Source organism: Longispora sp. NPDC051575 (genome assembly GCF_040681875.1).
Lineage (GTDB): Bacteria > Actinomycetota > Actinomycetes > Mycobacteriales > Micromonosporaceae > Longispora.
This window is the reverse complement of the sequence record NZ_JBFAZP010000007.1, coordinates 305,328-331,014: the sequence shown is the minus strand read 5'-3', so window position 1 is coordinate 331,014 and position 25,687 is coordinate 305,328. Positions and strand designations below refer to the sequence as shown.

General features: G+C 72.7%; 26 protein-coding genes and 1 pseudogene. 7 read left to right on the top strand and 20 right to left on the bottom strand.

What is annotated here, in order from left to right; translation table 11 throughout:
- Positions 1 to 39 precede the first annotated feature (39 nt).
- Positions 40 to 471 (bottom strand): hypothetical protein, encoded by a 432-nt coding sequence (locus AB0M43_RS22350; protein WP_363727586.1) that lies wholly within the window; start codon positions 469 to 471, stop codon positions 40 to 42.
- A gap of 333 nt (positions 472 to 804) precedes the next feature.
- On the opposite strand from AB0M43_RS22350, the gene AB0M43_RS22345 reads away from it, so the two are divergent.
- From AB0M43_RS22345 to AB0M43_RS22335, 3 genes are read left to right on the top strand one after another with little or no spacing between them, the layout of a single operon-like run.
- Positions 805 to 1,434, top strand: a complete 630-nt coding sequence (locus tag AB0M43_RS22345; RefSeq protein WP_363727584.1) for a GPP34 family phosphoprotein — start codon at positions 805 to 807, stop codon at positions 1,432 to 1,434.
- Between the two features lie 59 nt (positions 1,435 to 1,493).
- Positions 1,494 to 3,029, top strand: a complete 1,536-nt coding sequence (locus AB0M43_RS22340) for an APC family permease (RefSeq protein WP_363727582.1) — start codon at positions 1,494 to 1,496, stop codon at positions 3,027 to 3,029.
- Positions 3,026 to 3,616, top strand: a complete 591-nt coding sequence (locus tag AB0M43_RS22335) for a GNAT family N-acetyltransferase (protein WP_363727580.1) — start codon at positions 3,026 to 3,028, stop codon at positions 3,614 to 3,616. The genes AB0M43_RS22340 and AB0M43_RS22335 overlap by 4 nt, the downstream gene beginning before the upstream one ends.
- Positions 3,617 to 3,948: 332 nt before the next feature.
- Here AB0M43_RS22335 and AB0M43_RS22330 read toward each other — a convergent pair whose 3' ends face one another.
- The 17 genes and pseudogenes from AB0M43_RS22330 to AB0M43_RS22250 form a co-directional block, all read right to left on the bottom strand.
- Positions 3,949 to 4,911, bottom strand: coding sequence for a GntG family PLP-dependent aldolase (locus AB0M43_RS22330; RefSeq protein WP_363727578.1), 963 nt, complete (start codon positions 4,909 to 4,911; stop codon positions 3,949 to 3,951).
- 212 nt (positions 4,912 to 5,123) lie between these two features.
- Positions 5,124 to 5,336: a hypothetical protein gene (locus tag AB0M43_RS22325; RefSeq protein ID WP_363727576.1), complete on the bottom strand. Its 213-nt coding sequence runs from the start codon at positions 5,334 to 5,336 to the stop codon at positions 5,124 to 5,126.
- Between the two features lie 71 nt (positions 5,337 to 5,407).
- A complete protein-coding gene (locus tag AB0M43_RS22320; protein ID WP_363727574.1) occupies positions 5,408 to 5,650 on the bottom strand; it encodes a hypothetical protein in 243 nt (80 codons plus the stop codon).
- Positions 5,651 to 5,783: 133 nt separating this feature from the next.
- Positions 5,784 to 6,956 (bottom strand): helix-turn-helix transcriptional regulator, encoded by a 1,173-nt coding sequence (locus AB0M43_RS22315; RefSeq protein ID WP_363727572.1) that lies wholly within the window; start codon positions 6,954 to 6,956, stop codon positions 5,784 to 5,786.
- A 167-nt stretch (positions 6,957 to 7,123) separates the two neighbouring features.
- Positions 7,124 to 8,722 (bottom strand): long-chain fatty acid--CoA ligase, encoded by a 1,599-nt coding sequence (locus AB0M43_RS22310; RefSeq protein ID WP_363727570.1) that lies wholly within the window; start codon positions 8,720 to 8,722, stop codon positions 7,124 to 7,126.
- A gap of 289 nt (positions 8,723 to 9,011) precedes the next feature.
- A complete protein-coding gene (locus AB0M43_RS22305) occupies positions 9,012 to 10,103 on the bottom strand; it encodes a hypothetical protein (protein ID WP_363727568.1) in 1,092 nt (363 codons plus the stop codon).
- Between the two features lie 221 nt (positions 10,104 to 10,324).
- Entirely contained in the window at positions 10,325 to 10,975 is a 651-nt protein-coding gene (locus tag AB0M43_RS22300) for an HNH endonuclease family protein (RefSeq protein ID WP_363727566.1), read from the bottom strand.
- Between the two features lie 210 nt (positions 10,976 to 11,185).
- On the bottom strand, positions 11,186 to 11,878 hold the full coding sequence (locus AB0M43_RS22295) for an SOS response-associated peptidase (RefSeq protein ID WP_363727564.1): 693 nt from the start codon (positions 11,876 to 11,878) through the stop codon (positions 11,186 to 11,188).
- Positions 11,879 to 11,914: 36 nt separating this feature from the next.
- Positions 11,915 to 12,856, bottom strand: coding sequence for a cation diffusion facilitator family transporter (locus tag AB0M43_RS22290; RefSeq protein ID WP_363727562.1), 942 nt, complete (start codon positions 12,854 to 12,856; stop codon positions 11,915 to 11,917).
- A gap of 242 nt (positions 12,857 to 13,098) precedes the next feature.
- A pseudogene (locus AB0M43_RS22285) lies at positions 13,099 to 13,377 on the bottom strand (metalloregulator ArsR/SmtB family transcription factor); the annotation flags it as partial.
- A 69-nt stretch (positions 13,378 to 13,446) separates the two neighbouring features.
- Positions 13,447 to 14,274: a DUF1028 domain-containing protein gene (locus tag AB0M43_RS22280; protein WP_363727560.1), complete on the bottom strand. Its 828-nt coding sequence runs from the start codon at positions 14,272 to 14,274 to the stop codon at positions 13,447 to 13,449.
- Positions 14,275 to 14,768: 494 nt separating this feature from the next.
- The gene (locus AB0M43_RS22275; protein WP_363727558.1) at positions 14,769 to 15,374 is read right to left on the bottom strand and encodes a response regulator transcription factor; all 606 of its coding nucleotides are present in this window, start codon (positions 15,372 to 15,374) and stop codon (positions 14,769 to 14,771) included.
- Complete coding sequence (locus tag AB0M43_RS22270) at positions 15,371 to 16,522, bottom strand: histidine kinase (RefSeq protein WP_363727556.1); 1,152 nt, start codon at positions 16,520 to 16,522, stop codon at positions 15,371 to 15,373. The genes AB0M43_RS22275 and AB0M43_RS22270 overlap by 4 nt, the downstream gene beginning before the upstream one ends.
- 9 nt (positions 16,523 to 16,531) lie before the next feature.
- On the bottom strand, positions 16,532 to 17,269 hold the full coding sequence (locus tag AB0M43_RS22265; protein WP_363727554.1) for an ABC transporter permease: 738 nt from the start codon (positions 17,267 to 17,269) through the stop codon (positions 16,532 to 16,534).
- Entirely contained in the window at positions 17,266 to 18,180 is a 915-nt protein-coding gene (locus AB0M43_RS22260) for an ABC transporter ATP-binding protein (RefSeq protein WP_363727552.1), read from the bottom strand. Before AB0M43_RS22260 ends, AB0M43_RS22265 begins: the two co-directional genes overlap by 4 nt.
- A 230-nt stretch (positions 18,181 to 18,410) precedes the next feature.
- Positions 18,411 to 19,079 carry an MOSC domain-containing protein gene (locus AB0M43_RS22255; protein WP_363727550.1) on the bottom strand — a complete coding sequence of 223 codons (669 nt, stop codon included), beginning with the start codon at positions 19,077 to 19,079 and terminating at the stop codon, positions 18,411 to 18,413.
- Between the two features lie 219 nt (positions 19,080 to 19,298).
- Positions 19,299 to 20,279 (bottom strand): helix-turn-helix transcriptional regulator, encoded by a 981-nt coding sequence (locus AB0M43_RS22250; protein WP_363727548.1) that lies wholly within the window; start codon positions 20,277 to 20,279, stop codon positions 19,299 to 19,301.
- Positions 20,280 to 20,455: 176 nt separating this feature from the next.
- Between AB0M43_RS22250 and AB0M43_RS22245 the strand changes: the two genes are divergently transcribed.
- Positions 20,456 to 20,770, top strand: coding sequence for a hypothetical protein (locus AB0M43_RS22245; protein ID WP_363727546.1), 315 nt, complete (start codon positions 20,456 to 20,458; stop codon positions 20,768 to 20,770).
- 183 nt (positions 20,771 to 20,953) lie between these two features.
- On the opposite strand, the gene AB0M43_RS22240 is transcribed toward AB0M43_RS22245, so the two are convergent.
- The gene (locus AB0M43_RS22240) at positions 20,954 to 21,535 is read right to left on the bottom strand and encodes a snapalysin family zinc-dependent metalloprotease (protein WP_363727544.1); all 582 of its coding nucleotides are present in this window, start codon (positions 21,533 to 21,535) and stop codon (positions 20,954 to 20,956) included.
- Positions 21,536 to 21,833: 298 nt separating this feature from the next.
- Here AB0M43_RS22240 and AB0M43_RS22235 point away from each other — a divergent pair, with 298 nt between their 5' ends.
- The 3 genes from AB0M43_RS22235 to AB0M43_RS22225 all read left to right on the top strand — a co-directional run bounded on the left by AB0M43_RS22235 (position 21,834) and on the right by AB0M43_RS22225 (position 24,475).
- On the top strand, positions 21,834 to 22,763 hold the full coding sequence (locus tag AB0M43_RS22235; protein WP_363727542.1) for a peptidase: 930 nt from the start codon (positions 21,834 to 21,836) through the stop codon (positions 22,761 to 22,763).
- A gap of 407 nt (positions 22,764 to 23,170) precedes the next feature.
- A complete protein-coding gene (locus AB0M43_RS22230) occupies positions 23,171 to 23,845 on the top strand; it encodes a uracil-DNA glycosylase (protein WP_363727540.1) in 675 nt (224 codons plus the stop codon).
- A 276-nt stretch (positions 23,846 to 24,121) separates the two neighbouring features.
- Positions 24,122 to 24,475 (top strand): hypothetical protein, encoded by a 354-nt coding sequence (locus tag AB0M43_RS22225; RefSeq protein ID WP_363727538.1) that lies wholly within the window; start codon positions 24,122 to 24,124, stop codon positions 24,473 to 24,475.
- Between the two features lie 405 nt (positions 24,476 to 24,880).
- Here the strand turns inward: AB0M43_RS22225 and AB0M43_RS22220 are convergent, their stop codons facing one another.
- A complete protein-coding gene (locus tag AB0M43_RS22220; RefSeq protein ID WP_363727536.1) occupies positions 24,881 to 25,684 on the bottom strand; it encodes an exodeoxyribonuclease III in 804 nt (267 codons plus the stop codon).
- Between the last annotated feature and the right edge of the window lie 3 nt (positions 25,685 to 25,687).

The window sequence follows — 25,687 nt, the reverse complement described above, 5'->3', positions numbered from 1 at the left end:
GGGCTCTCGCCCGGGCCACCCCTCCTCAGTTCCCGCCGATTAGCAGACCACGGTCTTCTCGACGGTGACCGTCGGACCGAACGGGCCGTAGTTCGCGCTCGCGTTGAACTCCGCCTTCACGGTCGCGCCGCAGCCGACCGCGTCGCCGCCGAGGAAGTACTGCGCGTTGCCGTAGACCCGGGACGGGCCCGAGTTCTGGCCGAGCTGCGCGCCGCCGACGACGTAGCTGCGGCCGCCGGTGAACACGTTCACCGGGCTGAAGGGGCTGCCCCCGGTCACCTGCGCGTAGGAGTGCGCCGAGGCGCCGTCCGTGTAGACGCAGACCCGGTACGTGATGCCGCCGCCCGAGAACGTCGAGCTGCACGACTCGCTGCTGCTGGCCGAGGCCGGACCCGCCGCGACCATCAGCCCCGCGGTGGCCAGACCGGCGAGAACCGCCGCCGCCGCGCCCCGCTGTGCGTACTTGCGCATGCCTACTCCTTGAGTTGGTGTATCCCACGCCGGCTCCCCCGGCGACATCCACTGTGGATCGGATGTAATACATTATGTATCACCCGTCCGGACGGATGATCAACTTTGACCGGAGGGGTGAGGCGCAGATCACAATGGAGTGTGCGCAGGCCAGGGGTGCCGGCAGGCTGATAACCCACTGTGGCTGGTTGCCCACGGGGAGACGCACACCTATTCTGTAGCCGCATCGACCCTGCTTGGCACGGCACGCCCGACACATCAATACATCCAGTGATGTTTACGAGGTCCCGCCCACGCCTCGCGACCATGGCCCGTTTCTAGGAGACAACCCCGGTGCTACTCGCCGACGAGTTCTTCCTGATCGCCCACGACGACACCGACGGGCGTCGCCGGTTGCACGGCAGGGCCACCGACCTCGGGCTCGCCGGAGCGCTCCTCGGCGAACTGGTCCTGTTCCAGTGCCTGGCCATCGAGAACGGCATCGTCACCGTCATCGACCGCCAGCCCCCCGCCGACCCGCTCGCCGCCGTCGTCCTCGGCGACATGCTCGGCTCCCCGCAGCACCGCGACATCCGGACCTGGCTGGCCTACCTCAGCCAGAACGCCTCCGAGAACGTCGCCCACCGGCTCGTCGAACTCGGCTTCCTGCACCGCGAGGAGTCGCGGATCCTGTGGCGCACCACCGTGAAGTACGTGCCCGTGGACTTCGCCCAGACCGGCTGGCCCGCGCCCCGGCTCCGGATGTCGCTCACCGAGGGCCGGCCCATGGACCTGCACGAGATGGCCCTCGCGTCGCTCATCGAGGCCGCCGGGCTGTTCGAGACCGTGGTGTGGGACGGCAACCAGGCGGCCGCCCGGCGGTACCTGCGGCGGATCGTGTCGACCCTGCCGGCCTCCCTGCGCGAACTCGCCGGGCACGTCGAAGCGGCCGTCGGGGACGCCGTCCTGACCCACAGGGGTTGACGCCCCCACGTCTCCCCCCGTGCACCTCCCCATCCCCCATCCGAAGGAAGACACCCCCCATGTCCAAGACCGGACGCAACCGCCCGGACCGCGTGTCCCAGGCGTTGGCGAGCAGCAGACTAGGCGTGCCCGCCGTCGTCTTCTTCGTCATGTCGGCCGCCGCCCCCCTGACCGTCGTCGGCGGCGTCATCACGACCGGGTACGCGGTCACCGGCATCACGGGCCTCCCCCTGGCCTTCCTCGCCGTCGCCGCCGTCCTCATCCTGTTCTCCGTCGGGTACGTCGCGATGGCCCGGCACGTGTCCAACGCGGGCGCCTTCTACACGTACGTCACCCGGGGACTCGGCCGGCCGGCCGGGATCGGGGCCGCGTGGGTCGCGCTGCTCGCGTACAACATGATGCAGGTCGGCCTGTACGGCGGCTTCGGCTTCATCGCCAAGCCGCTGCTCGACGAGTGGTTCGGCCTCGACCTGGCGTGGTGGGCCATCGCCCTGGTCTCGTGGGCGCTCGTCGCGATCCTCGGCGTCATGCGGGTCGACATCAACGGCAAGATCCTGGCGGTCCTGCTCGTGGCCGAGATCGCCGTGATCGTGGTCTACGACGCGTCCAGCCTGCTCAACCCGTCCGGCGGCACGGTCAGCTACGAGACCCTCAAGCCCGGCAACCTGTTCGTGTCCGGCCTGGGCGCGCTGCTCGTCATCGCGGTCACCGGCTTCGTCGGCTTCGAGGGCGCGGCCGTGTTCGCCGAGGAGACCAAGAACCCGCGCCGCACCGTGCCGATCGCCACCTACGTCTCCGTCGGCATCATCGCCGGCCTCTACGCCCTGTCCGCCTGGGCGATGACGGTGGCCACCGGCCCGCAGAACATCGTCGACACCGCCCGCAAGGACGGCCCGGAGACCATCTTCGTGCTGGCCGGCGCGCACCTGGGCACCACGGCCGTCCACATCGGCCACGCGCTCCTGCTGACCAGCCTCGTCGCGGCCATGATCAGCTTCCACAACACCATCGCCCGGTACGCGTTCGCCCTCGGCCGCGAGCGGGTGCTGCCCGCCGCGTTCGGCCGGACCAGCCGCCGGTCCGGCGCGCCCAAGGTCGGCTCCCTGGCCCAGAGCGCGCTCGGCCTCCTCGTGATCGTCGTGTACGCCGCCGCCGGCCTCGACCCGCTCACCCAGCTGTTCTTCTGGGCCGGCACCAGCGGCGCGTTCGGCGTACTCCTCCTGATCACCGCCACCTCCGTGGCCGTCATCGGCTTCTTCAACCGCGAGCCCAACGGCGAGTCCGCCTGGCGGCGGCAGATCGCCCCGGGCCTTGCGGTCCTGGCCCTCACCGCGATGGTCGTCATCTCCGTGAGCAACTTCTCCGGCCTGCTCGGCGTCGAGCCCACCTCGTCGCTGCGCTGGATCATCCCGGCCCTGTTCCCGCTGGCCGCCGCCATCGGCATCGGCTGGGCCCTGGTCCTCAAGGCCACCCGCCCCGACGTGTACCGGTCCATCGGCCTCGGCGCGAACAGCTCCATCGGCCGCACCGGCCCGAGCGTGCTCGCCCCCGAGGCCCCGGTCCAGCCCCGGGTCGGCGCCGAGGGCGTCCGATGAGCACCGTGGGCATCACCCGGGCCGGCGACACCGACGCGCACCTCGTTGCCGGCCTGATCGCCCAGGCGTTCAACGAACTCGACGTGGCGCGGTGGCTCGTCCCCGACCCGGTCGACCGGGCCAGGATCCTGCCGCCCCAGTTCCTGATCCTCGTCGAACACGCCCTGAAGTTCGGCGAGGTGCACCTGACCGTCGCCCGGGACGCCGCCGCCGTGTGGTTCCCCCGCGACGGCTCCCCGCTGCCCGCGCCGAACGACTACGACCGCCGGCTCGCCGAGATCTGCGGCCCCTGGACGGACCGGTTCCACACCCTCGACGAGATCTTCGACGCGAACCACCCGCACGAGCCGCACGACCACCTGGCGCTGCTGGCCGTCCTCCCCGGCCGGCAGGGCAAGGGGATCGGCAGCGCGCTGCTCCGGCACCGGCACGAGGGGCTGGACGCGGCGGGCCGCCCCGCGTACCTGGAGGCGAGCAGCCCCGACAGCCGGGACCTGTACCTCCGGCACGGCTACGAACTCCGTGGCGAGCCGTTCACGGTGCCGGACGGCACTCCCCTGTGGCCCATGTGGCGTCGCCCGCAGTGATGTTCCGCCCGACCCCGGTCCCCGGGAGTCCGGTGCCCCTCCGTGGGCGCCGGACTCCCCCGGGCCGGGGCCGACCGGATCGGGGTCGCCAGACTGGGGCCGCCGGCCCGGGGCCCGGGGCCGCGCCAGGACCCGGTGACTCCGCCCTCGACCGCCAGCGGGCCCGCCCCTGCGTGCCCGGTGACAGGCCGACGCCGGGCTCCCGCCCCGGCCGCACCATGGGCCCGGGTTCCCCTTCTCCGGAGGCCGACCCCGCTCCGGATCGGCCCGGGACGAGATCGCGACCGGGCCCGCTCCGGATCGGCCCCGCGACGAGGCCGTGACCGGGCCCGCTACAGCAGGGGCTTCAGCACCGCCACGGCCGTGTCGATGTCCGCGTCGTCCACGTCCTGGTGCGTGACCAGCCGGACGATCGTCGGACTCATCGCCCCGACCAGCACCCCACCCGCCCGGGCGCCCGCGATCACCGCCGCCGCGTCCGGCACGTTCAACAGGACGATGTTCGTCTCGGCCGCCACCCCGAGCGCCCCCGCAAGCCGGGCCGCCCGGGCGTGGTCCTGGTCGAGCCGGGCGATGTTGTCCAGCGCGTAGTCGCCGGCCGCCGCGTAGATGCCGACCTGGCGCAGCCCGCCGCCCATCCGCTTCCGGATCGGCCGGGCCCGCGCGATCCGCTCCGCGCTGCCGAGGACCAGCGAACCGGCCGGCGCGCCCAGCCCCTTCGACAGGCAGACGGCCATCGTGTCGAACAGCCGGCCGTACTCGGCCAGCGGCACGCCCGTCGCCACGTGCGCGTGCCAGATCCGGGCACCGTCGCAGTGCACGGCCAGCCCGCGCTCGTCCGCGGTCGCGCGCAGGGCCCGGAGGTCGGCGAGCGGGACGACCGTACCCCCGCGGAGGTTGTGGGTGTTCTCCACGACCACGGCGGCCGTCGGGACGGCGTGGTAGCCCTCGGAACGCACCATCGCGGGCACCTCCGACAGCTCGCGGTAGGTGCGGCTGCCGATCCCGCCGTAGGCCGCCGCCGCACCCAGCTCGTAGGCCAGGACGTGCGCGTCGGTGTCGGCGAGGATCTCCTGCCCCGGGCTCGCGACCAGCTGCACGGCGATCTGGTTGGCCATCGAACCCGTCGGCGTCCACAGCGCCGCCTCGTGGCCGAACATCGCGGCGACCCGGTCCTGGAGGGCGTTGACGGTGGGGTCCTCGCCGTACACGTCGTCGCCGACCTCGGCACGGGCCATCGCGGCGCGCATCTCCTGGCCGGGCCTGGTCACCGTGTCGCTGCGAAGATCAATCATGCTGACACCCTACGTCCCGCGCGGGACGGCCGCCGGGCTCTCCGCCGTGAACCGGCACTCTGGTCCGAGACGTGGGACACGCGCCCGTCGCGCCGGACCTGGTCGCCGATCCGTGCCCGTGGTGCACGATTCTTGTTCGCTGTTCGGGATGCGGCAGCGCACGGGCCGTGTGGCCTTGCACTTCACGAGACCCATTCGACGGGTACGAGGCCTCAGAGCCGGCCCGCCACCGACAGCGCGAGCGCCGCGACGACGACACCGACGGTCAGCAGCAACGTGGCACGCAGGACCAGCGTTCCCCGTGACGCGCGCGGTCGGGTGGCGTGCCCGGTTCGCCGGGCGACGTGGCAGCCCCCGCAGCGCCGGCAGAACTCGGCGCGCCAGCTCCCCTGCCCGAGGGCGACCGTCTCGACCGCCTCGTCCACGCTGACCGTCGGAAACCCGGCCGCCCGATACGGACACGGCCGCTCCACCACCCTTGCCCGACCGGTTGCGGTCACCGGGTCCGCCTTTCGGGGCGGGTGGCCTCGATGGCTTGCAGGGCTGTGGTCGCCGCGTCGCACGGATAGCGTTCCCGGCGGAGCCACAGCACGCGGCAGCACAGGCACAGGCCGCCCTCGCTGAGACTGTGCGCGGCCAGGATGTGATCGGCGAGGAGCTTGACCAGGGCTGCGAAGGGGGACGGCTCCCCTGCCGGCCGATCCCAGAACTGACCACGTGACCTGTGGTGCTCGCCCATCGCGCTGACCCTCCTCCGTCTAGGAGGGGCGGCAGGAGTCCGAGACCGGGGAAGTTCGATCGGACTCCCGCCGCACCCACACGGCCTGGGAATCAGCCCGTGACGGAGAAACTACGAGAAGTCGGGCGAAGGATTATTCCGCCAGGTCATAGACACCCAACCGGGAGGCGACCCTGCGCAGATCGGAGTCGACGGTCCTGCGGCGCGCCCGGTGAACCATCGCGGACACCTCGTCGCGGGCGACCGTCGACAGCCGGAAGAACTGCGGGGCCGCCCGCTCGGCGTCCAGGAACGCGGCGAGCGCCTGCCGATCCCGTCGACCTGTCGCGGCCAGCGCGCGTCCGCGGTCCAGGTGGTAGGTGCAGGCCCGGTCCTTGTGCGGTAGTGCCCCGGGGTGGACCTGGTCCGCGAGTTCCAGCGCCCGGTCGGGTTCGCCCGACTCCAGGGCGACCGCCATCCGCCACAGGACGATGTTGGTCGGCCCGAAGGAGAAGTGCGTGCCGGGGCCGGTCGGTTCGCCCAGGGTCCGGGCCTCGCGTTCGGCCTCGGCGAGGTGTGCGGCCGTGTCCGTGGGGCGGTGCGTGACGGTCGACAGGAACGCGGCGGACAGGTGCAGCATGCCGTAGGCCCGACGGGCCATCGGGTCGGCGGTGTGGGCCTGGAGGGCGTTGGCGGCGTTCTCGGCGAGGGTGGCGGAGGCGCGGGCCTCGATCGGCATGGCGTGCGCCAGGGTGTGCCGGGCGACCCCGACCCATGCGGGGTCGCCCGAGTTCTCGGCGGCCCGGACGCACAGCTCGGCGGCGTGCCAGGCGAGGTCCCGGTAGCCGATCGCGCGCAGCAGCGACGAGGTCAGGTAGGCGCCCTCGGCGAGGTCCGCCGGTCCTGCCCAGGCGAGATCATGCAAGAGGTCTGGGAGCAATGGCGCGAAGCCCCCGAAGTCGCAGGCCTGCCGCAGCGCCATCACGTGACTGGCCGCCGCGCGGGTCTCCTCGGCGGTGCGCCTGGCTGGGCGGCGTTCACCGTGCAGGAGTTCGGCGACCGCGACCCGGATGGCAGGCACCGCCGCGACGGCCTGGGACCTGCGCGGATCGGCGGGGTCGCCGGGTTGGTCGAGGAGCTGGGCAACCGTGATGTCCAGCGCGTTGGCGATCGCGACCAGGGTCGCCCGCCGGTCGACCGTCTTGACGCCCTGTTCGACCTTCGAGATGTAGGACTGCGAACAGCCCGTCAGGCCCGCCAGGACCTCCTGGGTCATCCCGCCGCGAACGCGACGCCAGTACCGGATGCGCTGCCCGAGGTACGCCATCCACCGAGCCTACGTCCGCCCCTCCCTTGTCGACAGCCCACGAGGCCGGCGACGTCGGTCGGGCCAGCTGGGACCACCGCCGCCCCGGCTACTTCGAGGGGCGGCGGGGCGGCGGTGGGGCGGGCAACGTCAGATGGGGTGGCCGTGCCTCGTAATTGAAAAAGGGGTTAGAGGGTTTCGATTTTCAGGTCGCCGGAGGCGTGGCGGGCGCGGATCTGCTTCTTGTCGAACTTGCCGACCGAGGTCTTGGGGACCTCCTCGAGGAGGGTCCAGCGCTCCGGGAGCTGCCAGCGCGGCAGGCGCTCGGCGAGGAAGGCGTGCAGCTGGGTGAAGGACACGGCCGCGTCGTCGCGGAACACGACCGTCGCCAGCGGGCGCTCGCCCCACTTGTCGTCGGGGACGCCGACCACGGCCGCTTCGAGGACGGCCGGGTGGGCCATGATGTGGTTCTCCAGTTCCACGGAGGAGATCCACTCGCCGCCGGACTTGATGACGTCCTTGGAGCGGTCGGTCAGGGTGAGGAAGCCGTCGGGGCTGATCCGGCCGACGTCGCCGGTGCGGAGCCAGCCGTCGGGGAACACCTCGCCCTTGTAGTAGCCGGCGGTGATCCAGGGGCCGCGGACGAGGAGTTCGCCGACGCTGGCGCCGTCGTGCGGCAGGATCTCGCCGTTCGGGCCGAGGAGGCGGGCCTCGACGCCGGCGTGGAACCGGCCCTGGGTGAGGCGGTACGCCATCACCTGGTCGTCGGGGGTGCCCAGCGGCGCGCGGGCCAGGGAGCCCAGCGGGGACATCTCCGTCATGCCCCAGGCGTGCAGCAGGGTGACGCCGTGCCGGTCGTAGGCTTCCATCAGGCTGGGCGGGCAGGCCGAGCCGCCGATGATCGCCTCGGTGATGCAGGACAGGTCGCCGTCGGTGGCCTCCACGTGCTGGAGCAGGCCCTGCCAGATGGTGGGCACGCCGCCGGCCTTGTTCGGGCGGGTGGCGGCGATGAACGCGGCCAGCGGTTCGGGGGTGAGGAACCTGTCCGGCATGGCGAGGCTCGCGCCGGCCAGGAACGCCGAGTACGGCAGGCCCCAGGCCAGCACGTGGAACTGGGGCACGATGCCCAGGATCAGGTCGCGGGAGGAGATGGCGAAGACGTCCGGCATGACGCTGGCCATCGAGTGCAGGTAGATGGAGCGGTGGCTGTAGACCACGCCCTTGGGTTCGCCGGTGGTGCCGGAGGTGTAGCACATCGCGGCGGCGGTGTTCTCGTCCAGCACCGGCCACGGGTACGTGTCGGGGCGGTCGGCGATCAGCTCCGAGTACAGGTGGAAGTTCTGGCCCTCGGGCTGCTCGAACGCGCCGTTGACGATGACGTGTTCGATGCCGGGCAGGTGCGGGAGGAGCTTGACGAAGCCGGGCAGCAGGGAGTTGTCGACGATGACGACCCGGTCCTCGGCGTGCCGGGCGGTGTAGAGGATCTGGTCGGCGGGCAGCCGGATGTTCAGCGGGTGCAGGACCGCGCCCATGCAGGGCACCGCGTAGTACGCCTCGACGTGTTCCTGGTTGTTCCACATGAACGTGGCGACCCGGTCGCCCTCGCCGATCCCGAGCTCCGCCAGGGCGTGCGCGAGGCGGGCGGCGTTCGCGGCGACGTGCGCGTAGCTGGACTCCCGGTAGCCGCCCGGCTCGGCGGTGAGGAGGCGGGCGGTGCCGTGCACGGTGCCGCCGTATTCCAGGAGCCGGGAGAGGTTGAGCGGGACATCCTGCATCGTACTGCGCATAACGGAACCCCCAGGGTCGACGATTACTCATCAGTATGGTGTCTCAGGTCACATCGGGGGAAGGTGTAACCCGCCGGGACGCGGCCCCGGATCGCACCTCCGGGGCCGCGTCGGACTCGGGTCGGGGCGCGGTGGTCGAGGACCGCGCCCCGGGTTCCGGCCGGGAGCCGGGCCCTGCCGTGGCCGGGCCCCGCCGTGGCCGGGCCCCGCCGTGGCCGGGCCCCGCCGTGGCCGGGCCCCGCCGTGGCCGGGCCCCGCCGTGGCCGGGCCCCGCCGTGGCCGGCCCGGGTCAGATCCGGGACGTGAACGTGGACAGGAACACCTCCGCCTTGGGGTTGCCGGCGTTGTCGAAACAGATCACGTCCACGACCGCGTCCACGCCCGCGTAGCTCCACGCCGACGTCAGGTTGCAGTAGTTGGACGTCGGGCTGTTGGCCGTGAGCTGGGCGGTGGTCTCCTTCACGCCCAGGTTCGGGTACTTCACGATGTACCGGCCGACCGGGATCGTCGCGCCGATCGTGTTGGCGTTCAGCGCGGTCGGGTAGTTGAAGTTCGTCTGCCCGACGTTGCCGGCGCTCCACACGTACCCGAAGTACTTCGGCGGGGCGAAGGAGCCCAGCACCGTGCGTTCCCGGTGGTAGGACAGGGTGAACTCGGAGTTCGTCAGGGCGCCGGCCTGGTTGTAGCAGTACACCGTGGCCAGGATGTCGGTGCCCGAGAAGCTCCACTTGTAGATGTTGCACCGGCGGGGGGCCGCGTTCGGCTGGATGGCCGTGGCCTGGAGGTTGCCGGAGAGCATCGTGGCGAGGCCGACCCCGTAGAGCTTGAACGTGTACTGGCCGACCCCGGTCGGGCCGCCCGCCGCGCCGAGCCCGGTGGAGTTGTAGGAGTCGGTGATGCCGGCGGTGCCGTAGCGCAGGTACGCGTGGCTGCCCGGCTGGCTGCTCGGCAGCACCCCGGAACTGACGCTCCACAGCACGGTGAACGGGGTGTCGTCGGCCGCGCCGCCCGGCTTGTGGCACTGCACGTCCACGATCTCGTCGGCGCCCGAGGGCGTCCAGAACACGATCTCGCAGTAGTTGCCGGTCCGGTTCACGGGCGTGACGTGCACAAAGCCCTTGGGGGTACCGATGTTCGGGAACTTCACCCGGAACCGGCCCGTCGCGAGCTTGCCGCCGGACGCCCAGCTGGCCGGGAACGCGGTCTTCCACGTACCCCACTGGCGGCTGGTGTTGAGGGTGGTGAAGAGGGGGACGGTGGGGTTGTCGACGAGGGCGAAGCCCCACTGGTCGGCGGTGGCGGCCTGGGCCGGGGCGACCGGCCCGAGCACCGCGCCGCACACCGCGACCAGCAGGGCGACTATCAAGGATCTAGCGCGCATGGAGTTCATCCAATCGACATCTGACGATGGTTGACTGGAGGGTCCCACTGTCACGCCAAGGTCACAACGCGCTGTCGGCTTTGCTACACGGGGGCCGCCCCGGAAGATCCGGAACGGCCCCTTTTCGGGTACTGACCTGGGCAGTCCACACAGGATCGACGTGGACCGTCCGCGTGGCCGGGTGGCGCGCGGCGCGGGTCGCGGCGCGGACCGCCCGTGGACTAGAAGGCGCGGGTGACCGTGATCGTGACGTTCGAACAGCCGTTGGCCAGGGTGGTCAGGGCCGACTTCTCGGCGGAGTCCACGGTCAGCCGCCAGCGCAGCTTGACCGCGACCCACTCGCCGACGTAGCGGCACTTCTCCAGCTGCGGCATCCAGGTCGCCGGGTCCTGGTCGCCCTTCGCCTGGTTGACGTTGTCGGTCACCGCGACCAGCGAGCGCACGTCGCCCAGGTCGTTGGCGAACAGCTGGCGGCGCGCCGTGGTCCAGCTCCGTGCGCCGGAGTCCCAGGCCTCCGCGAGCGGCACGAAGTGGTCGATGTCCAGGTCGGCGGGGTTGGTCCAGGAGGCGCCGTCGTAGTAGGAGTACCAGCGGCCGCCGGACAGGGCGCAGCCCGAGCCGACCGAGGGGGTCGTGGTGGCCTCGGCGATGAGTACCTCGTAACGGGTGTTGCAGCCGTCGCTGTCGGCGTCCACCCAGTGCGGGAACAGGTCCCGGTTGTAGCCGGTGCGGACCTCGGCGGCGACCGGCAGGCCGGCGACGGCGGTGCGCAGCGGCTGGGAGACGGTGTCGGCCCAGGCGGGGGTGGCGAGCAGGGTGCCGGCGAGGGCGGCGGTGAGCAGGGTGGCGAGGCGGGCGAGGGTTCGCGTCATGCACGCATCGTGTTATTTGTCCACTATAGACAACAACGTACGGGATCCGAACGGCGGCGGAACGGTGGGCGACCGGCGGCGGACGGGCGGGCCGCGGGTCAGGCGACGCGGGGCCACCACGGTTCCGCCGGGAGCAGCGGGGATGCGGACCGGACCACGCCGTCGGCTGTCGGGCGGCGCGGGACGGTGCGCGGGAGGGCCGCTCCCGGGTCAGGCGACGCGGGTGATCAGGGACGGGCCGTTGTTGCGGACGTTGTTCACCTCGCGCGACACCTCGTCCGCGACCACCAGGCTCGTCGCCGGTACCAGCAGGGCGCGCAGCGCGTCGGAGTCGTGGCCGGCCGGGGACAGCCAGGCGTCGTACGCGGCGGCGGGGACGACGAGCGGCGCGCGGTCGTGCACCTTGCCCGCCTCGTCGGTGGCGACCGTGGTCAGCACGACGGCCGACCACAGCCACGCGTCGGGGTCGTCCTTCGGCAGCGCCGGGTCGCGCCACAGCTCGTAGAGGGCGGCCAGCGCGAGGACGCCGTCGTCGGGGCGGTGCAGGTAGAACGGGGTCTTCTCCGGGGTCCACTCGTAGAAGCCGTCCGCCGGGAGGATCGCGCGGCGCTTCTCCCAGGCCTTGCGGTACGCCGGCTTCTCATCCGCCGACTCCAGCCGCGCGTTGATCAGCTTGCGGCCGATGTTGACGTCCTTCGCCCAGGACGGGACGAGGCCCCAGCGGACCGAACGCAGCTGGCGCTCCGGGTGGTCCTCGTGGATCCGGTCGAGGACCGCGTACACCTGCTTGGTGGGGGCCACGTTGAAGTCGGGCTCCAGCACCTCGGACACGGCGACCCGGTCGACGCCGAACTCCTCGACGATCGCCTCGGGGGCGAGCCGGGACACGTACCTGCCGCACATGACCCCATCCTGCCCGAAGAGCGGGCCGTCGGGAGGTCAGACCGACCGGTACACCTGGCCGTGGGGTTCCAGGCAGTGGCCCTCGGCCGCCGCGTGGTCCACCTGGAGCGTGGTGTGGTCCAGGTGGTGGCCCTCGCGGAGCAGCACCTCGATCTCGGCCTGCACGGCGTGGCAGTCGCCGCCCCGGTCGACCAGGATGTGCGCCGACAGCGCCGGCTGCCCCGAGGTGATCTGCCAGACGTGCAGGTCGTGCACCTCGGCGACCCCCTTGACGGCGGCGAGTTCCGCGCCCAGCGCCTCCGGGTCCAACCCGGCGGGGGCGGCCTCCAGCAGGATCCGGCCGGACTCGCGGAGCAGGCCCACACCGGCCTTCACCATCAGGGCCACCACGATCAGGGTGGCGATCCCGTCGGCCCGGGTGAAGCCGGTGAGCAGCACGACCAGGCCCGCGACGGCGGTGGCGATGAACGCGAACAGGTCGTTGAGGACGTGCTGGAACGCGCCCTCGACGTTGAGGCTCGACCGGTTCGCCTTGCTCAGGCACCACGCCGCCGCGACGTTGACCACGATGCCGGCCAGCGCGGTGACCAGCATCAGACCACCCTTGACCTCGGGCGGGTCGATCAGGCGCTCGATGGACTCGTACGCCAGCCAGGCGCCGAGCAGGAGCAGGCTCAGGCCGTTCGCCTGCGCCGAGAGGATCTCCGCCCGCTTCAGCCCGAAGGTGTACCCGCCGCGCGGCGGCCGGGCCGCGAGCCGCATCGCGATCAGCGCCAGGACGATCGCGGCCGCGTCGGTGAGCATGTGCGCGGCGTCGGAGATCAGGGCGAGGGACTGGGCCACGAGACCGACGACGACCTCGACGGCCATGAAGCCGGTGATCAGGACGAGGGCGATGGTGAGCCAGCGGCGGTCGGCGTCGGCGGAGACGCCGTGCGAGTGGGAATGGCCGTGGCCGTGGGAGTGGTCGTGGCTCATCGGGCGTCCTGGTCTGCGGGGTGGAGCCCGGCGGGCTCGGCGGCTACGGGAAGGGGCGCGCCCGGGAGCGAGCGGGGCAGGCGGTGCGGCGTGACGTGTCCGGGGCGGTGGGCGTCGACGGCGGCCGGGTGCCGGAGATCGGCCGTCGGGTGCGGGTGGTCCACCACGGGGCCCGGTCCGTCGGCGGTCGGGTGCGGCCCGTCTGGCGTCGGGTGCGGCCCGTCTGGCGTCGGGTGCGGGCCGTCGGCCTCGGGGTGGGGTTCCACGGCGAGGACGACGCCGAGCAGGTCGCCGAGGGCGTGGGTGAGCCGGGGGTCGGCGATCTCGTAGCGGACCTTGCGGCCCTCCCACGAGGCGACGACGAGGCCACAGCCCCGCAGACAGGACAGGTGGTTACTGATCTTCGACCGGGACTCCCCGAGCCGGTCGGCCAGCTCGCTCGGGTAGGCCGGGGCGGCGGCCAGCTCCACGAGGATGCGGCACCGGGTCTCGTCCGCGAGGGCCCGGCCGATCCGGGTCATGGCGTCGAGATGGGTCTCAGCGGTCAGCACGCCTGAACCATACAGGAAGCGCTGAACCATTACCAGACCCTAACCTGCGCGGAGTACCTCCAGCACGACCGGGTCGATCCTGCCCTCCACCAGGCGCTCCTCCATGTTCGCCGAGCCCGCCCAGGCCGCGAGCCCGGCGTCCAGGCCCCGGTCCACGGCGTACCCGAGGGCGGTCAGGCGGGTCGCGACCTCCTCGGCCACCGCGCCCTCCAGGGGCAGCAGCGACTCCGGGTCGGCGTGCCCGAACAGCTGGTCGTGCAGCACGTACAGCCGGGCCAGCTCGGCCACCGGGTCCTGGTGGTCGTCCACCCGCAGATCCACGGCCACGTCGCTCAGGCCGCCGTAGCCGCCGCCCGGGGAGACGACGTACAGCGCCGCGCTCTGCCGGCCCCGGCTGTCCCCGCCGGCCGCCTCGCCCGCCGCCAGGGCGCGCAGCAGCCGCTCCGGGAACGGCAGGTCCGCGCTGCCCAGCCAGGACCGTTCCATCTCGGCGACCACCTCCGGGCCGGTGAGGATGTTGCCCTGGACGGCGTAACCGTCTCCGGCCAGGCCGCCGGCCCAGTCGAAACACCCCGCACCGGTGTACGTGGCCCCGTCGCCCGTCGGCGTCACCACCCCGAGCTGGCGGTCCGCGCGGCCCTGGTCGGCGGCGGTCAGGCCCGCGACGACGTCGGCGGCGGCCAGCCCGGTGCGGAGCAGCGCGAGGCCCTGGGGGCGGTACGCCAGGTTCGCGTACGCCTGGGTGGCCAGGGCGCCGACTCCGGCCTCGGCGGCGGGGACGGCCATGCCGACGGCGAGGAACTTGCTGGCCACGGCCACGCCGAGCGCGGAGCCGTCGGCCGAGCGGGCGACGATGGAGTAGGTCATGGGGCGGAGCCTACCGATCGTTCAGGGGGCTGCCCACCCCCCGAGCGGCGCTTCGAGGGGGCTCAAGGGGTGGCGCCGAGACGCCCCGTTGGGTGGGGGCTGGGCTCGCCGTTCGGCACCGGGGCATCCTGCCGGGAGGGCTTGGAGGGTGCGGCCCCGGACTGGCTCGCTGGGTGGGGGCCGGCTGGGTGTTCGGCGCCGGACGCCCCGCTGGGTGGGGCTCGGCTAGGTGTTCAGCGCCGGGCGCCCCGTTGGGTGGGGCTTCGGAGGTCGGCCAGCCACGGACCGCCCCGCCGGGCTGGGCCTTTCGCGGCCGTTCAGCTCGGGACATCTGGCCGGGCGGGGCCTCGCGGCAGGTGTTCGGCCGGGCCGCACCGGTTGGCGGGGCCTTTGCGGGCCGGTGGCGCGGGCGCCCGGTCGGGTTGGTGCTGGGCAGTGCCTTCAGGTGTCGGGGACCGCTCACCGTAATCAGATGGAAGGGGTTGATCTGGGGGTCAGAGCCAGCCGCGTTCCTCGGCGATCCGGGCCGCCTCCGGGGAGGTGCGCGCGCCCGTCTTGCCGATCGCCGAGGACAGGTGGTTGCGGACCGTGCCCTCCGAGAGGCGCAGGGTGCGGGCCAGGTCGGAGACCGTGCCGCCGGCCACCGCGGCGAGGAGGACCTCGTGTTCGCGCGGGGTGAGCGGGCTCGCGCCCGTGGCCAGGGACTCGGCGGCGAGGGCGGGGTCGACGACCCGGAGGCCGGCGTGCACCCGGCGGACCGCGTCGACCAGCTGCTCCGGGGGCGCGTCCTTGACCACGAAGCCGACGGCCCCGGCGGCCATGGCCCGGGCGAGGTACCCGGGGCGGCCGAACGTCGTGCAGATGACGATCCGGACCGCCGGCAGGGCGCGGTGCAGTTCGGCGGCGGCGGTCAGGCCGTCCTTGCCGGGCATCTGGACGTCGAGGAGCGCCACGTCGGGCAGGGTCTCCCGGGCGGCGGGCAGCACCTCGTCGCCCGAGGCCACCTGGGCGACGATCTCGATGTCCGCCTCCAGGCTGAGCATCGCGGCCAGGGCGCCCCGGACGAGCGCCTGGTCGTCGGCGAGCAGTACCCGGATCATGCCTTCTCCTCCACGGACGCCCTGATCATGAAACCGCCGCCGGCGAGCGGGCCGGCGTCGAGGGTGCCGCCGACGGCCGCGAGGCGTTCGCGCAGGCCGGTGAGGCCGTTGCCGGGGAGGGCGGTCGGACGCGCGGTCCCGTCGGTGGCCGCCTCGGCCGGGCCGTCGTCGCGGACCTCCACCCAGCTCGCCCCCAGCCGGATCCCACACCGGGTCGCCCCCGAGTGCCGCAGCACGTTGGTGACCCCCTCGCGCACCACGTACGCGAAGGACTCCTGGAGCTCCGGCGGCACGTCGTCCACGGCCTGCGGCAGGTCCGCCACGATGTCGGCGGCGGCCAGGGCCACGTTCGCGCCGGCGAGCTCGGCGGCCAGGGAGGCCTTCCGATACCCGGAGACCGTCGCCCGGACCTCCGTCAGCGCCTGCCGGGACAGCCGTTCCAGGTCGGCGATCTCGGCGACGGCCCGGTCCACGCCGGTCGGGTCGGACTCCAGGATCCGCCGGGCCAGGCCCGCCTTCACCGTGATCGTGGTCAGGCTGTGGCCGAGGACGTCGTGCAGGTCCCGGGCGACCCGGGCCCGTTCCTCGCTCACGGCCATCGCGGCCAGCTCGTGCCGGGCGGTGTGCAGCTCCCGGTTGACGGTCATCAGCCGGCCCATCAGCGCGACCGAGGCCGCGACGGCCAGCAGGCCCAGCCACGCGCCCATCACCTCCTGGCCGGTGACCACCATCGCCACCAGCAGGCCCGCGAGCAGGCCCCCCGCCAGGCCGACCGTCCAGCGGAACGGGAACATCACGGACAACGGGCCGATGATGTACGTCGCGAGCATCATCGTGCCCAGCCCGCCGATGACCAGCAGCGCGACGAGCAGCACGGTCAGCCAGGCGACGAGGGCCAGCTTGCGGCGCAGGTCCGCGTTCCACAGCAGGACCGCACCGAAGCCGTAGCTCAGGCCGTACACGGCGAGGACCGCCAGGTGCGCGGTCTTCGCGGCCGTGGAGCCGTCGGCGCGCAGGACGTCGACCGCGAACGAGACCAGGAACAGCGAGAAGAACACCGTGATCACGACGCCGGCCCGCCGACCGAGGGGGCCGCGCACGGCGCCCGGCGCCGGGGGTACCGGCGCCGGGCGGGTGGAAGTCGTCATAGCGGGAGACTAGACGCGGGCCGTGTCGGTCACGTACCGGCGGGCGGCCAGCAGACCGGCCAGCACGGCGTACCCGCCCAGGACCGCCGCCGCCGTGCCGAGCACAGGGTGCGGGGCGAAGGCGGCCTGGCCGACCTCGCGGAGCCAGTACGTCGGCGTGATCTTCATGATGTTCTGCATCCAGTCCGGCACGATCTGCGCCGGGATCCACATGCCGCCGAGCAGGCCGAGCACCATCATCAGGCCGCTGACGATCGGCTGGAGGCTGTCGACGGTGGCGTACTGGCCGATCATGATGCCGAGCACCGCGAACGGGGCGGCGGCGAGCCACAGCCCGAAGATCAGCCGGAACCACTGGCCGCCGCCGAGCTCCACGCCCTGGATGACGCCGAGCAGCGAGACCAGGGCGATGGTCGGGAACGCCATCAGCATGGCGAGCAGCCCCTTGGTCAGCATGTACGTCACGCCCGACATCGGGGTGAGCCGCAGTTGGCGCTGCCAGCCGATCCCGCGCTCCATGGCGATCTGCGCGCCGGTAGACAGGGCCGCGCCCATCGAACCGTAGCCGGCCATGGCGACCATCAGGGACGCGGCGACCGGGGAGCCGTCGGGGTAGGTGGCCCCGTTCTTGGCCCACAGGCCGCAGTAGATGAGGAACAGCACCGAGGGCATCACGACCGTGAAGACCGTGAAACGGCTGTTGCGGAGTACGAGGCGGGCCTCGATGGCCAGGTAGCGGAAGTTCATCGGGCGTCCTCTCCGGTGAGCGCGAGGAACGCGTCCTCGAGGTTGACAGCGGCGATCTCGATGTCGTGGGCTTCGGGGTGGCGGTGCAGCAGGGCACGGACGGTCGCGTCGGAGTCCGCGCAGCTCAGGACGGCGCGGCCGTCGCGCAGTTCCAGCGAGGTGACCCCGGGCAGGGCCGCGAGCTGGGCCTCGGTGGCGTCGGGAACGACCGCTCGGAGGGTACGACCGGACGCGGCGGACCGGACCTGCGCCACGGTGCCGTCGGCGATCACCCGGCCGGCGCGGAGCAGGACGACCCGGTCGGCGTACTCCTCCGCCTCCTCCAGGTAGTGGGTGGCGAACAGCACCGTGCGACCCGCGTCGGTGTACTCCCGCATCGACCGCCAGAACTGCCGGCGGATCTCGACGTCCATGGCGACCGTCGGCTCGTCCAGTACCAGCAGATCGGGGTCGCTGACCATGGCCAGGGCGAACCGGACCCGCTGCTTCTGCCCGCCGGACAGCTTGCCACACTTCTGCTTCGCGATGTCGGTGATGCCGACCGTCGCCATCGTCGGGGCGACCCGGCCGGGCTTGCCGTGCAGGGTGGCGACGATCTCGATCGTCTCGCGGACCGTGGCGTTCGCCCGCAGGTTGTCCTTCTGGAGCATCGCGCCGATCACGCCGGCCCGGACCGCCTCGCGCGGCGTCTTCCCGAAGATCCGGACATCGCCCGCGTCGGGCCGGCTCAGGCCGAGGAGCATGTCGACGGTGGTGGACTTGCCGGCCCCGTTCGGGCCGAGGAGGGCAACGACCTCGCCGGGGGCGATGGTGAGGTCGATGCCGTCGACGGCGCGGAGGTCGCCGTAGCGCTTGTGCAGTCCGGTCAGACTGACGGCCGTTCCGGCCTGGACAGTCGCTGTCGTTGTCATGCCCTCGACTCTGCCGGGAGGGGGCGGGGTGGGCCTCGGCCGCGAGTCATGATCTTGGCATGACAGTTGTCATGGGCGGGGACGGGGCAGGGCCCGGGGCCGGCACTGCTCGGTGCGGGCGGCGGCTCGGGCTCGGGGCGCGGGTCGGCTCAGGCTCGGGGCACGGCACGGCACGGCACGGCTCAGGCTCGGAGCACGGGTCGGGCGGCTGCTCGGCTCCGGGGCGGCGGTCAGGACCCGTCAAGGACCATCGTGCCGCCGGACCGCGCCTGCTTCCGCGCCTCCGGGTGCAGTCCCCGGACCTCCAGGAGCTTCGGCAGCAGGTCGCGGTCGGTGGTCATGGCCCGGAACGCCGTCCCCACGGTCACGTCGTGCTCCGGCCGGTGGACCACCTCGACCGGGTCGCCGGCCCGGATCTCCCCGGGCACGACCACCCGCAGGTACGCCCCCGGGACGCCGCGTTCCGTGAACCGCTTCACCCAGCCGCGCTCCCCCAGCCAGCCGGCGAACGTCCGGCACGGGATCCGGGCGGACGTCACCTCCAGCACGACCTCCGCGCCGATCCGCCAGCGCTCGCCGACCAGCGCGCCGGTCACGTCGAGGCCGGTCGTGGTCAGGTTCTCGCCGAACACGCCGTCGCGCAGTTCCCGGCCCAGTTCGGCGGCCCAGACGTCGAGGTCCTCGCGGGCGTACGCGTAGACCGCCTGGTCGTCGCCGCCGTGGTGGCGCAGGTCGCGGATCCGGTCGCCGGCCAGGCCGCTGCCGCCGACGCCCTTGGGGCCGGGGGCGGCCACGGCCACCGGGCCGGGCACGGGGCGCTTGTCGATGCCGGTCTCGCCGACGCCGGCGTGTTCGGTCGGGATGATCCTGCCGATGTTCAGGGAGAGCACGGAAGCCATGATCACCAGCCTAGTCGGGGGGTCGGGGCTGGTCGCGGGGATATCCCCGGTCGGCGGGGCGCGCGGGACGGGCGCGGGCGGCGCGTCCTGGGGCGGGCCGGGTCGCGGTCCCGTGGCCGGTCGCGCAGCCAGGGGCAAGCCATGTGTCCACGGAGCGGGCCGGGCCGCGCTCTCAGGGCCGGCCCGCGCGGCCGGGAGGCGGCTCTGGTCCGGGGGCGGTCAGGGGCGGACCCAGCCCCGGCGGACCGCGAACACCCCCGCCTGGAACCGGCTCTCCGCCCCCAGCCGCTCGACCGCGAGGGAGATCAGCCTCCGGACGGTACGCACCGACACGCCGAGCCGGCGCGCGATCGCCTCGTCCTTCTGCCCGGCGGCGAGCGCGTCGACGACCTGGCGCAGCCGGGCCTCGTCCGCCTCGTCCAGCGGCTCGGCGACCGGTCCGAACAGCTCCGACTCGCGCCACAGCACCTCGAAGACCGTCGTGAGCGGGTGCACCAGGGCGGGGCCGTGCAGGACGTACGCGCCGTGGCCGTGCCACGCCGGGTCGTACGGCACCAGGGCCACGTCCTCGTCGACCAGCAGCAGGCGCAGCGGCGGGTCGGGGTGCAGCCGCACCTCGTCGCCCTCGGCCACGCACTCGCGCAGGAAGTCCGCCATGTCCGGATCCGCCGCCGCCGCGACCGATACGATCGTCCGGCTGTGCACGCCGCGCGCCCGGCTCTGCTGCGACATCGCCCGGCCGGCGTCCAGCGCGATCGGCGGCAGCGCGGGCCCCGGGTTGACGCTCCACACCCGGCGCCGGGCGCTCCGGGAGAACTGGTGCATCCGGGACCGCACGGCGTCCGGGCCGCGCAGTTCCTCGATCAACCCTTCGACGGTACGGCTGCGGCCGCCGATGAACTCCGACACCAGCCCCTCGGCGGAGTCCCGCAGCCCGGACAGCGCCTGGCGACGGGCCTCCAGGGCCTCCTCCTCGCGGGCGATCAGCAGGTCGACGGCGCGCTCGGGGCCGAGGATCGTCACCGGGCCCTCGGGGCCGGGGACCTGTTTGAGCAGTCCGTGCTCGGCCAGTTCGGCGAGCGCGCGGGCCGCGACGTCGGGGCCGAGCATCGCCTCGAGTTCGGGGACGGTGGTGGGGTGGGCCAGGAGGATCCGGTAGGCGGACACGGCCACACTGGACACTCCGAACTGCTCGAACACCGGTTCCCTCCCCCACCGCGGGGCCCACCGACGGCCCGGCGGCTGACCGGGCGCGTCGGGTGTCCACTTGTGGACACGCCCTTCTTTGCCAGAGGGAAGCCTTACATTCGCCCGGCCGGGCGCGCAATGATCCCCTCCGGCATACCTGGCCGACGAGGGGGGATGTAATGCGACGTTTGGTTGCCATTGTAGGCGGGGGGCTGCTGATCGCGGCGCTGCTGGCCGCCGGGGCCGCCGGTGGGCCGGCCGGGGCGGTGCCGCCGTCGGTCTGGCCGCAGCCGTCGCCGTCGGGCACCACGGTGATCAACCCGGAACCGGACGACCCGGCCGAGTCGCCCAAGCCGTCGCCCTCGGACTCGGTGTGGACCCAGCCACCGTCCCCGGCGGGTACCCCGCCGCCCGGGACGTACCCGTGCGTGCGTCCTCCGGTGTACCCGCAGCAGCCCAGGGAGTGCCTGAACAACTGGCTGTGGCCGGAGAAGAAGGCCTGACCGGCCCCTCGTCGCGGGCCGGGCGCGCGTCGTCGCGGGCCGGGCGCCGGTCGTGGCCGGCCGGGGGGCGTGTCGTCGTTGGCCAGGCGCGTGTCGGGTCCGGCGGGAGCGTGTCGGTTCCGGGCTGAGGGCGCGGAGGAGCCGCCGGTCGTGGTGGGACCGGCGGCTCCGGACTTACCGTTCCTAGTAGATGCGGGTCACCGGGGCGACGAAGGTGTCATCCCGACCGGCGAGGGCCGGCGCGAAGGCGAAGAGCGAGTTCACGCGGGACGCCTCGGAGGTGCTCGGGTTCGGGTTGGTGCAGGACGTGCCGGCGCTGCCGCCGGACATCAGGATCGCGCAGTTGCCGTTGTAGTTGTCCGGCAGGCCGAGGATGTGGCCCAGCTCGTGCGCGAGGATGCGCAGCGGGCTGTGACCCTGGTTGACCTGGGTGGTGTCGATGTAGACGGTGCCCCGGCCCAGACCCTGGACGTAGGCGCGGGAGCCGCCGCTGTTGGTCACGTAGACGCGGATCGTGGGGGTGCCGGTCTTGACGAGCCGCAGGTTGGGGACCCGCTGGTTCCAGATGGCGGCGGCCTGGTCGGTGGTGCCCGAGTACTGGCCGGCGCCGCTGGCGTTGTAGACCACGGTCCGGACGGCGAGGGGCGCCGGGGCGGCCGCGGGCGCGGCCTGGGCGGCGCCGCCACCGAAGAGCAGTGCGCTGCTCGCGACCGCGACAGCGATGGTCACGTTCCGCACACCGCGCAGGAAGCTCTTGGGAGTCATGTTCACGCTCCATGATGAGGGGTTCATGTAACAGGGCCTGTTAGGCCTTACACAGATTTAGATTTATGAATAATGCACTGTCAAGGGGCAGACGCGAAGTTGTCCTCCGATGACGCGCATCTGCGCAGGATGCCGCGCAAATCAAGGGTTTTCCCTATGTGACAGCCGGGGCCCGCAAGGGTCCGCGCTGTGCCACATTCAGCATGCATCGAAGTTCATCACTAGCAAAACATGAGAAGTTTCCACTATCTTCGGCGGAACCCGGTACCACCTCTCGACCGTTGGAGTGTGAGACCACATGAACCGCACCCTGTGGCGTTCCGCCGCCGCCCTCCTCACCACCGGACTCAGCGTCGTGGCGTTCTCCGGCACCGCCGTGGCCCGCCCCGCCGACACCCTCGTCACCGACCGGTCCCAGCAGGCCGCGCGGACCTTCTGGACCCCCGACCGGATGCGCGCCGCCGCCCCGATGGACGCGCCCCGGGTGGCCGTCCCGCCGACCCACCAGGTCGCCGCCGGCGCCCCGTCCGCCGTCGCCCCGACCGTGATCCCGCAGTCCGGCGGCCCCTGGACCGGGGCCGGGAACATCGTCAAGACCGCCGGCCGGGTGTTCTTCACCTACCAGGGCCGGACCGCCTCCTGCTCCGGCAACGCCGTGACCAGCGCCAACAAGAGCACCGTCATCACCGCCGGGCACTGCGTGAAACTCGACGGCGCGTTCCACACCAACTGGGTGTTCGCGCCGGCCTACAACAACGGCACCACCCCCTACGGCACGTGGAGCGCCCGCGCCCTGCAGGCCACCCCGCAGTGGGTCGCCAGCGAGAACATCAGCTACGACATCGGCGCGGCCGTCGTCAGCACCCTGAACGGGGCGTACCTGACCGACGTCGTCGGAGCCCAGGGCATCGCATTCAACCAGGCGAAACAACAGAACATGTACGCGTTCGGGTACCCGGCCGCCGCCCCCTACGACGGCACCAGGCTCATCTACTGCAGCGGCAAGGCGTTCAACGAGTTCCTCGGGACCGGGGACCTCGGGCTGACCTGCAACATGACGGGCGGGGCCAGCGGGGGGCCGTGGTTCCTGCAGTTCAACGAGAGCGCGGGCACGGGGCTGCTGAACTCGGTGAACAGCTTCAAGTACAGCTTCTCGAACACGTGGATGTTCGGCCCGTACTTCGGCGCGGACGCCGCGAACCTGTACAACGCCGCGCAGAACGCGTAGCCGGCGACCGGGCCGGCCTCCGTCGCGGGGCCGGCCCGGGCCGGGCTCCGTCTCGGGGGCCGCCCCGGATTGTCGCCGGGCCGGGCCGGGACGCGGGGGCCGGCGCGGCGCGTTCTGCCCCGCGCCGCGCCGGACCGTCCGCGCCGGGAGTGCCGGAGGCGTCGAGGGCGTCGAAGGTCCGTCCATGCGGGCTCGGCCGAGACGGTTCGACCGTGGCGAACAGTGCGTGACGGCTGCGCCGAGCGGTTGATGCCTGCCGAACAGGCCACGACGAACGGCGCGTGCCGAACGAGCAATGGCGAACGGTGCGTGGCTGTCGGGCCGTGGTCGGTGGATAGTCGCTGGCACGGGGGCAGTTCGGTGCCCGGAGAGGGTTTTGTCGGGGGTGGCGACTAAGGTTTCGTGGCGTGGCAACATTGACCGAACTCGTCGATCCGGGCTGGGCTACCGCGCTGGAGCCCGTGCAGCCGAACATCACCGCGATGGGTGAATTCCTCCGCGAGGAGATCGCCGCCGGGCGCAGTTACCTGCCCGCCGGGGAGAACATCCTCCGCGCCTTCACCCAGCCGCTGGACAACGTCCGGCTCCTCCTCGTCGGCCAGGACCCCTATCCGACCCCCGGCAACGCCGTCGGGCTGAGCTTCTCGGTGTCGCCCGAGACGCGCAGGATCCCGCCGAGCCTGATCAACATCTTCAAGGAGTACATGACGGACCTGGGCCTGCCCAAGCCCGCCACCGGTGACCTGACGCCGTGGGCCGAGCAGGGTGTGCTGCTGCTCAACCGGTCCCTGACCACCGCGCCGCGCAACCCGGGCGCGCACAAGAACAAGGGCTGGGAGAAGGTCACCGACCAGGCGATCCGCGCCCTCGTCGCCCGGGACAAGCCGCTGGTGGCGATCCTGTGGGGCCGCGACGCCCAGGGGCTCAAGCCGCTGCTGGGCTCGACGCCCTGTGTGGAGTCGGTGCACCCGAGCCCGATGTCGGCCGACCGGGGCTTCTTCGGTTCGCGGCCGTTCAGCCGGGCCAACGAGCTGCTGGCCGCCCAGGGCGCCGAGCCGATCGACTGGACCCTGCCCTCCTGATCCACCGGCGCCGGGTCGGCGGTCCGACCACCGGCCCCTGACCCCCAGATCTACCCCCGGTCCGGGGCGGGAGACGTGCTCCCGCCCCGGACCGGACACGTTCTACGTGCCCGGGTCCGCGACCACGGCGCGGACGAGCGGCACTCCGACACCCGGGAGCGCGTAACTAGTGGTCATGTCCACTTCGTGAACCCGGTTCGGCGTGCCGATCGGCGGGCCGGCGGGGTCTGCTGGAGGGGCGCGGGAGGTTCCGCGTTCCCAACCCAGGAGGCAATGATGACTTCTGTCCTTACCCGTTCCCGGTTCGCGGCGCTCGCCCTCGCCGGCGCGGCCACGCTGGCGGCCGTCGCCGTGCCCACGGCGGCCTCGGCGGCGGTCCCCAACCACTGCTTCTACAACGTGACGGCCGCCGGTGTGGGACAGCCCGTCCGGTCCGCCCCGTCGTTGAGCGCGTCGGTCGTGGGCAGCCTGGGCGGCTCGCCGGTCATCACGCACAACTACACCTGGACCAGGGACAACATCGTCTGGTCGGCGGACTTCTACGTCTCCAACCGGGTGTACCCGCTGCGCAACCTCGCCACCGGCGTCGTCTACGCGGCCAAGGACCACTGCGAGAACTCGAACTCCTGACCCGCTGACCGCCCGGCCCGGATCACCACGCGCCCCCGGGGCACACGACTCCGGGCCGGCACCGCGGCTTCACTCCGCCCACGGCCCGGAACGCCCTGCCCGCCGCACGAGGACCAGGGCGGCACCCCAGTTTCACGCCGCACGCGGACCGGGGCGGCACCCCAGCTTCGCGCCACCCACGGCCCGGATCACCAGCACGCCGCACACGACGCGAGCCGGCACCCCGGCTTCGCCGCCCACGGCCCGGACTACCCGCCCGCCGAACACGGCGCGAGCCGGCACGGCAGCTTCACCGCCCACGGCCCGGATCACCCGCCCGCCGCACGAAGCTGAGCGGCACCCGGTCGCCCGGGGCGGCGGCGCGGACCCGACACCGCGCCGCCGCCCCGGGGCACACGCGGGGCTCTAACTCTGTGGGGCGTACGTCACCGTGACCGGGGTGTGGTCCGACCAGCGGTCCTCGTAGCTCTCCGCGCGTTCCACCCGGGCGGCGGTCGCGCGGGCGGCCAGGCCGGGCGTGCTCACGTGCAGGTCGATCCGCCAGCCGGCGTCGTTGTCGAAGGCCTTCCCCCGGTACGACCACCAGGTGTACGGGCCCGGGCCCTCCGGGTGCACGTTGCGGACGACGTCGACGTAGCCCACCTCGTCGTACAGCCGGGTGAGCCAGGCGCGCTCCTCCGGGAGGAAGCCGGCCGTCTTCTTGTTCGTCTTCCAGTTCTTCAGGTCCTCCTCGCGGTGCGCGATGTTCCAGTCGCCGCAGACCAGCACCTCGCGGCCCTCGGACTCGGCACGTTTGCGCAGGCCGGCGAGGTAGTCGATGAACTCCGCCATGAAGCGTTCCTTCTCCGACTGGCGCTCGGTGCCGGTCTCGCCGGAGGGCAGGTAGAGGCTGGCGATGGTGACGCCGGGGAGGTCGACCTCCAGGTAGCGGCCGGAGCCGTCGAACTCGGTGGAGCCGAAGCCGACCCGGTGTTCGAAGGGCTCGCGGCGGGTGAGCACGGCCACACCGGCCCTGCCCTTGGCGGCGGCGGGCGCGTAGAACGTGTGCCAGCCCTCGGGTTCGCGGACCTCGTCGGCGAGCTGGTGCGCCTCGGCGCGCACCTCCTGCAGGCAGACGACGTCGGCGCCCGTGGTGGCGAGCCACTCGAGGTAGCCCTTGCCGGAGGCGGCGCGCAGGCCGTTGACATTCACGGTGGAGACAGTCAGCACGCA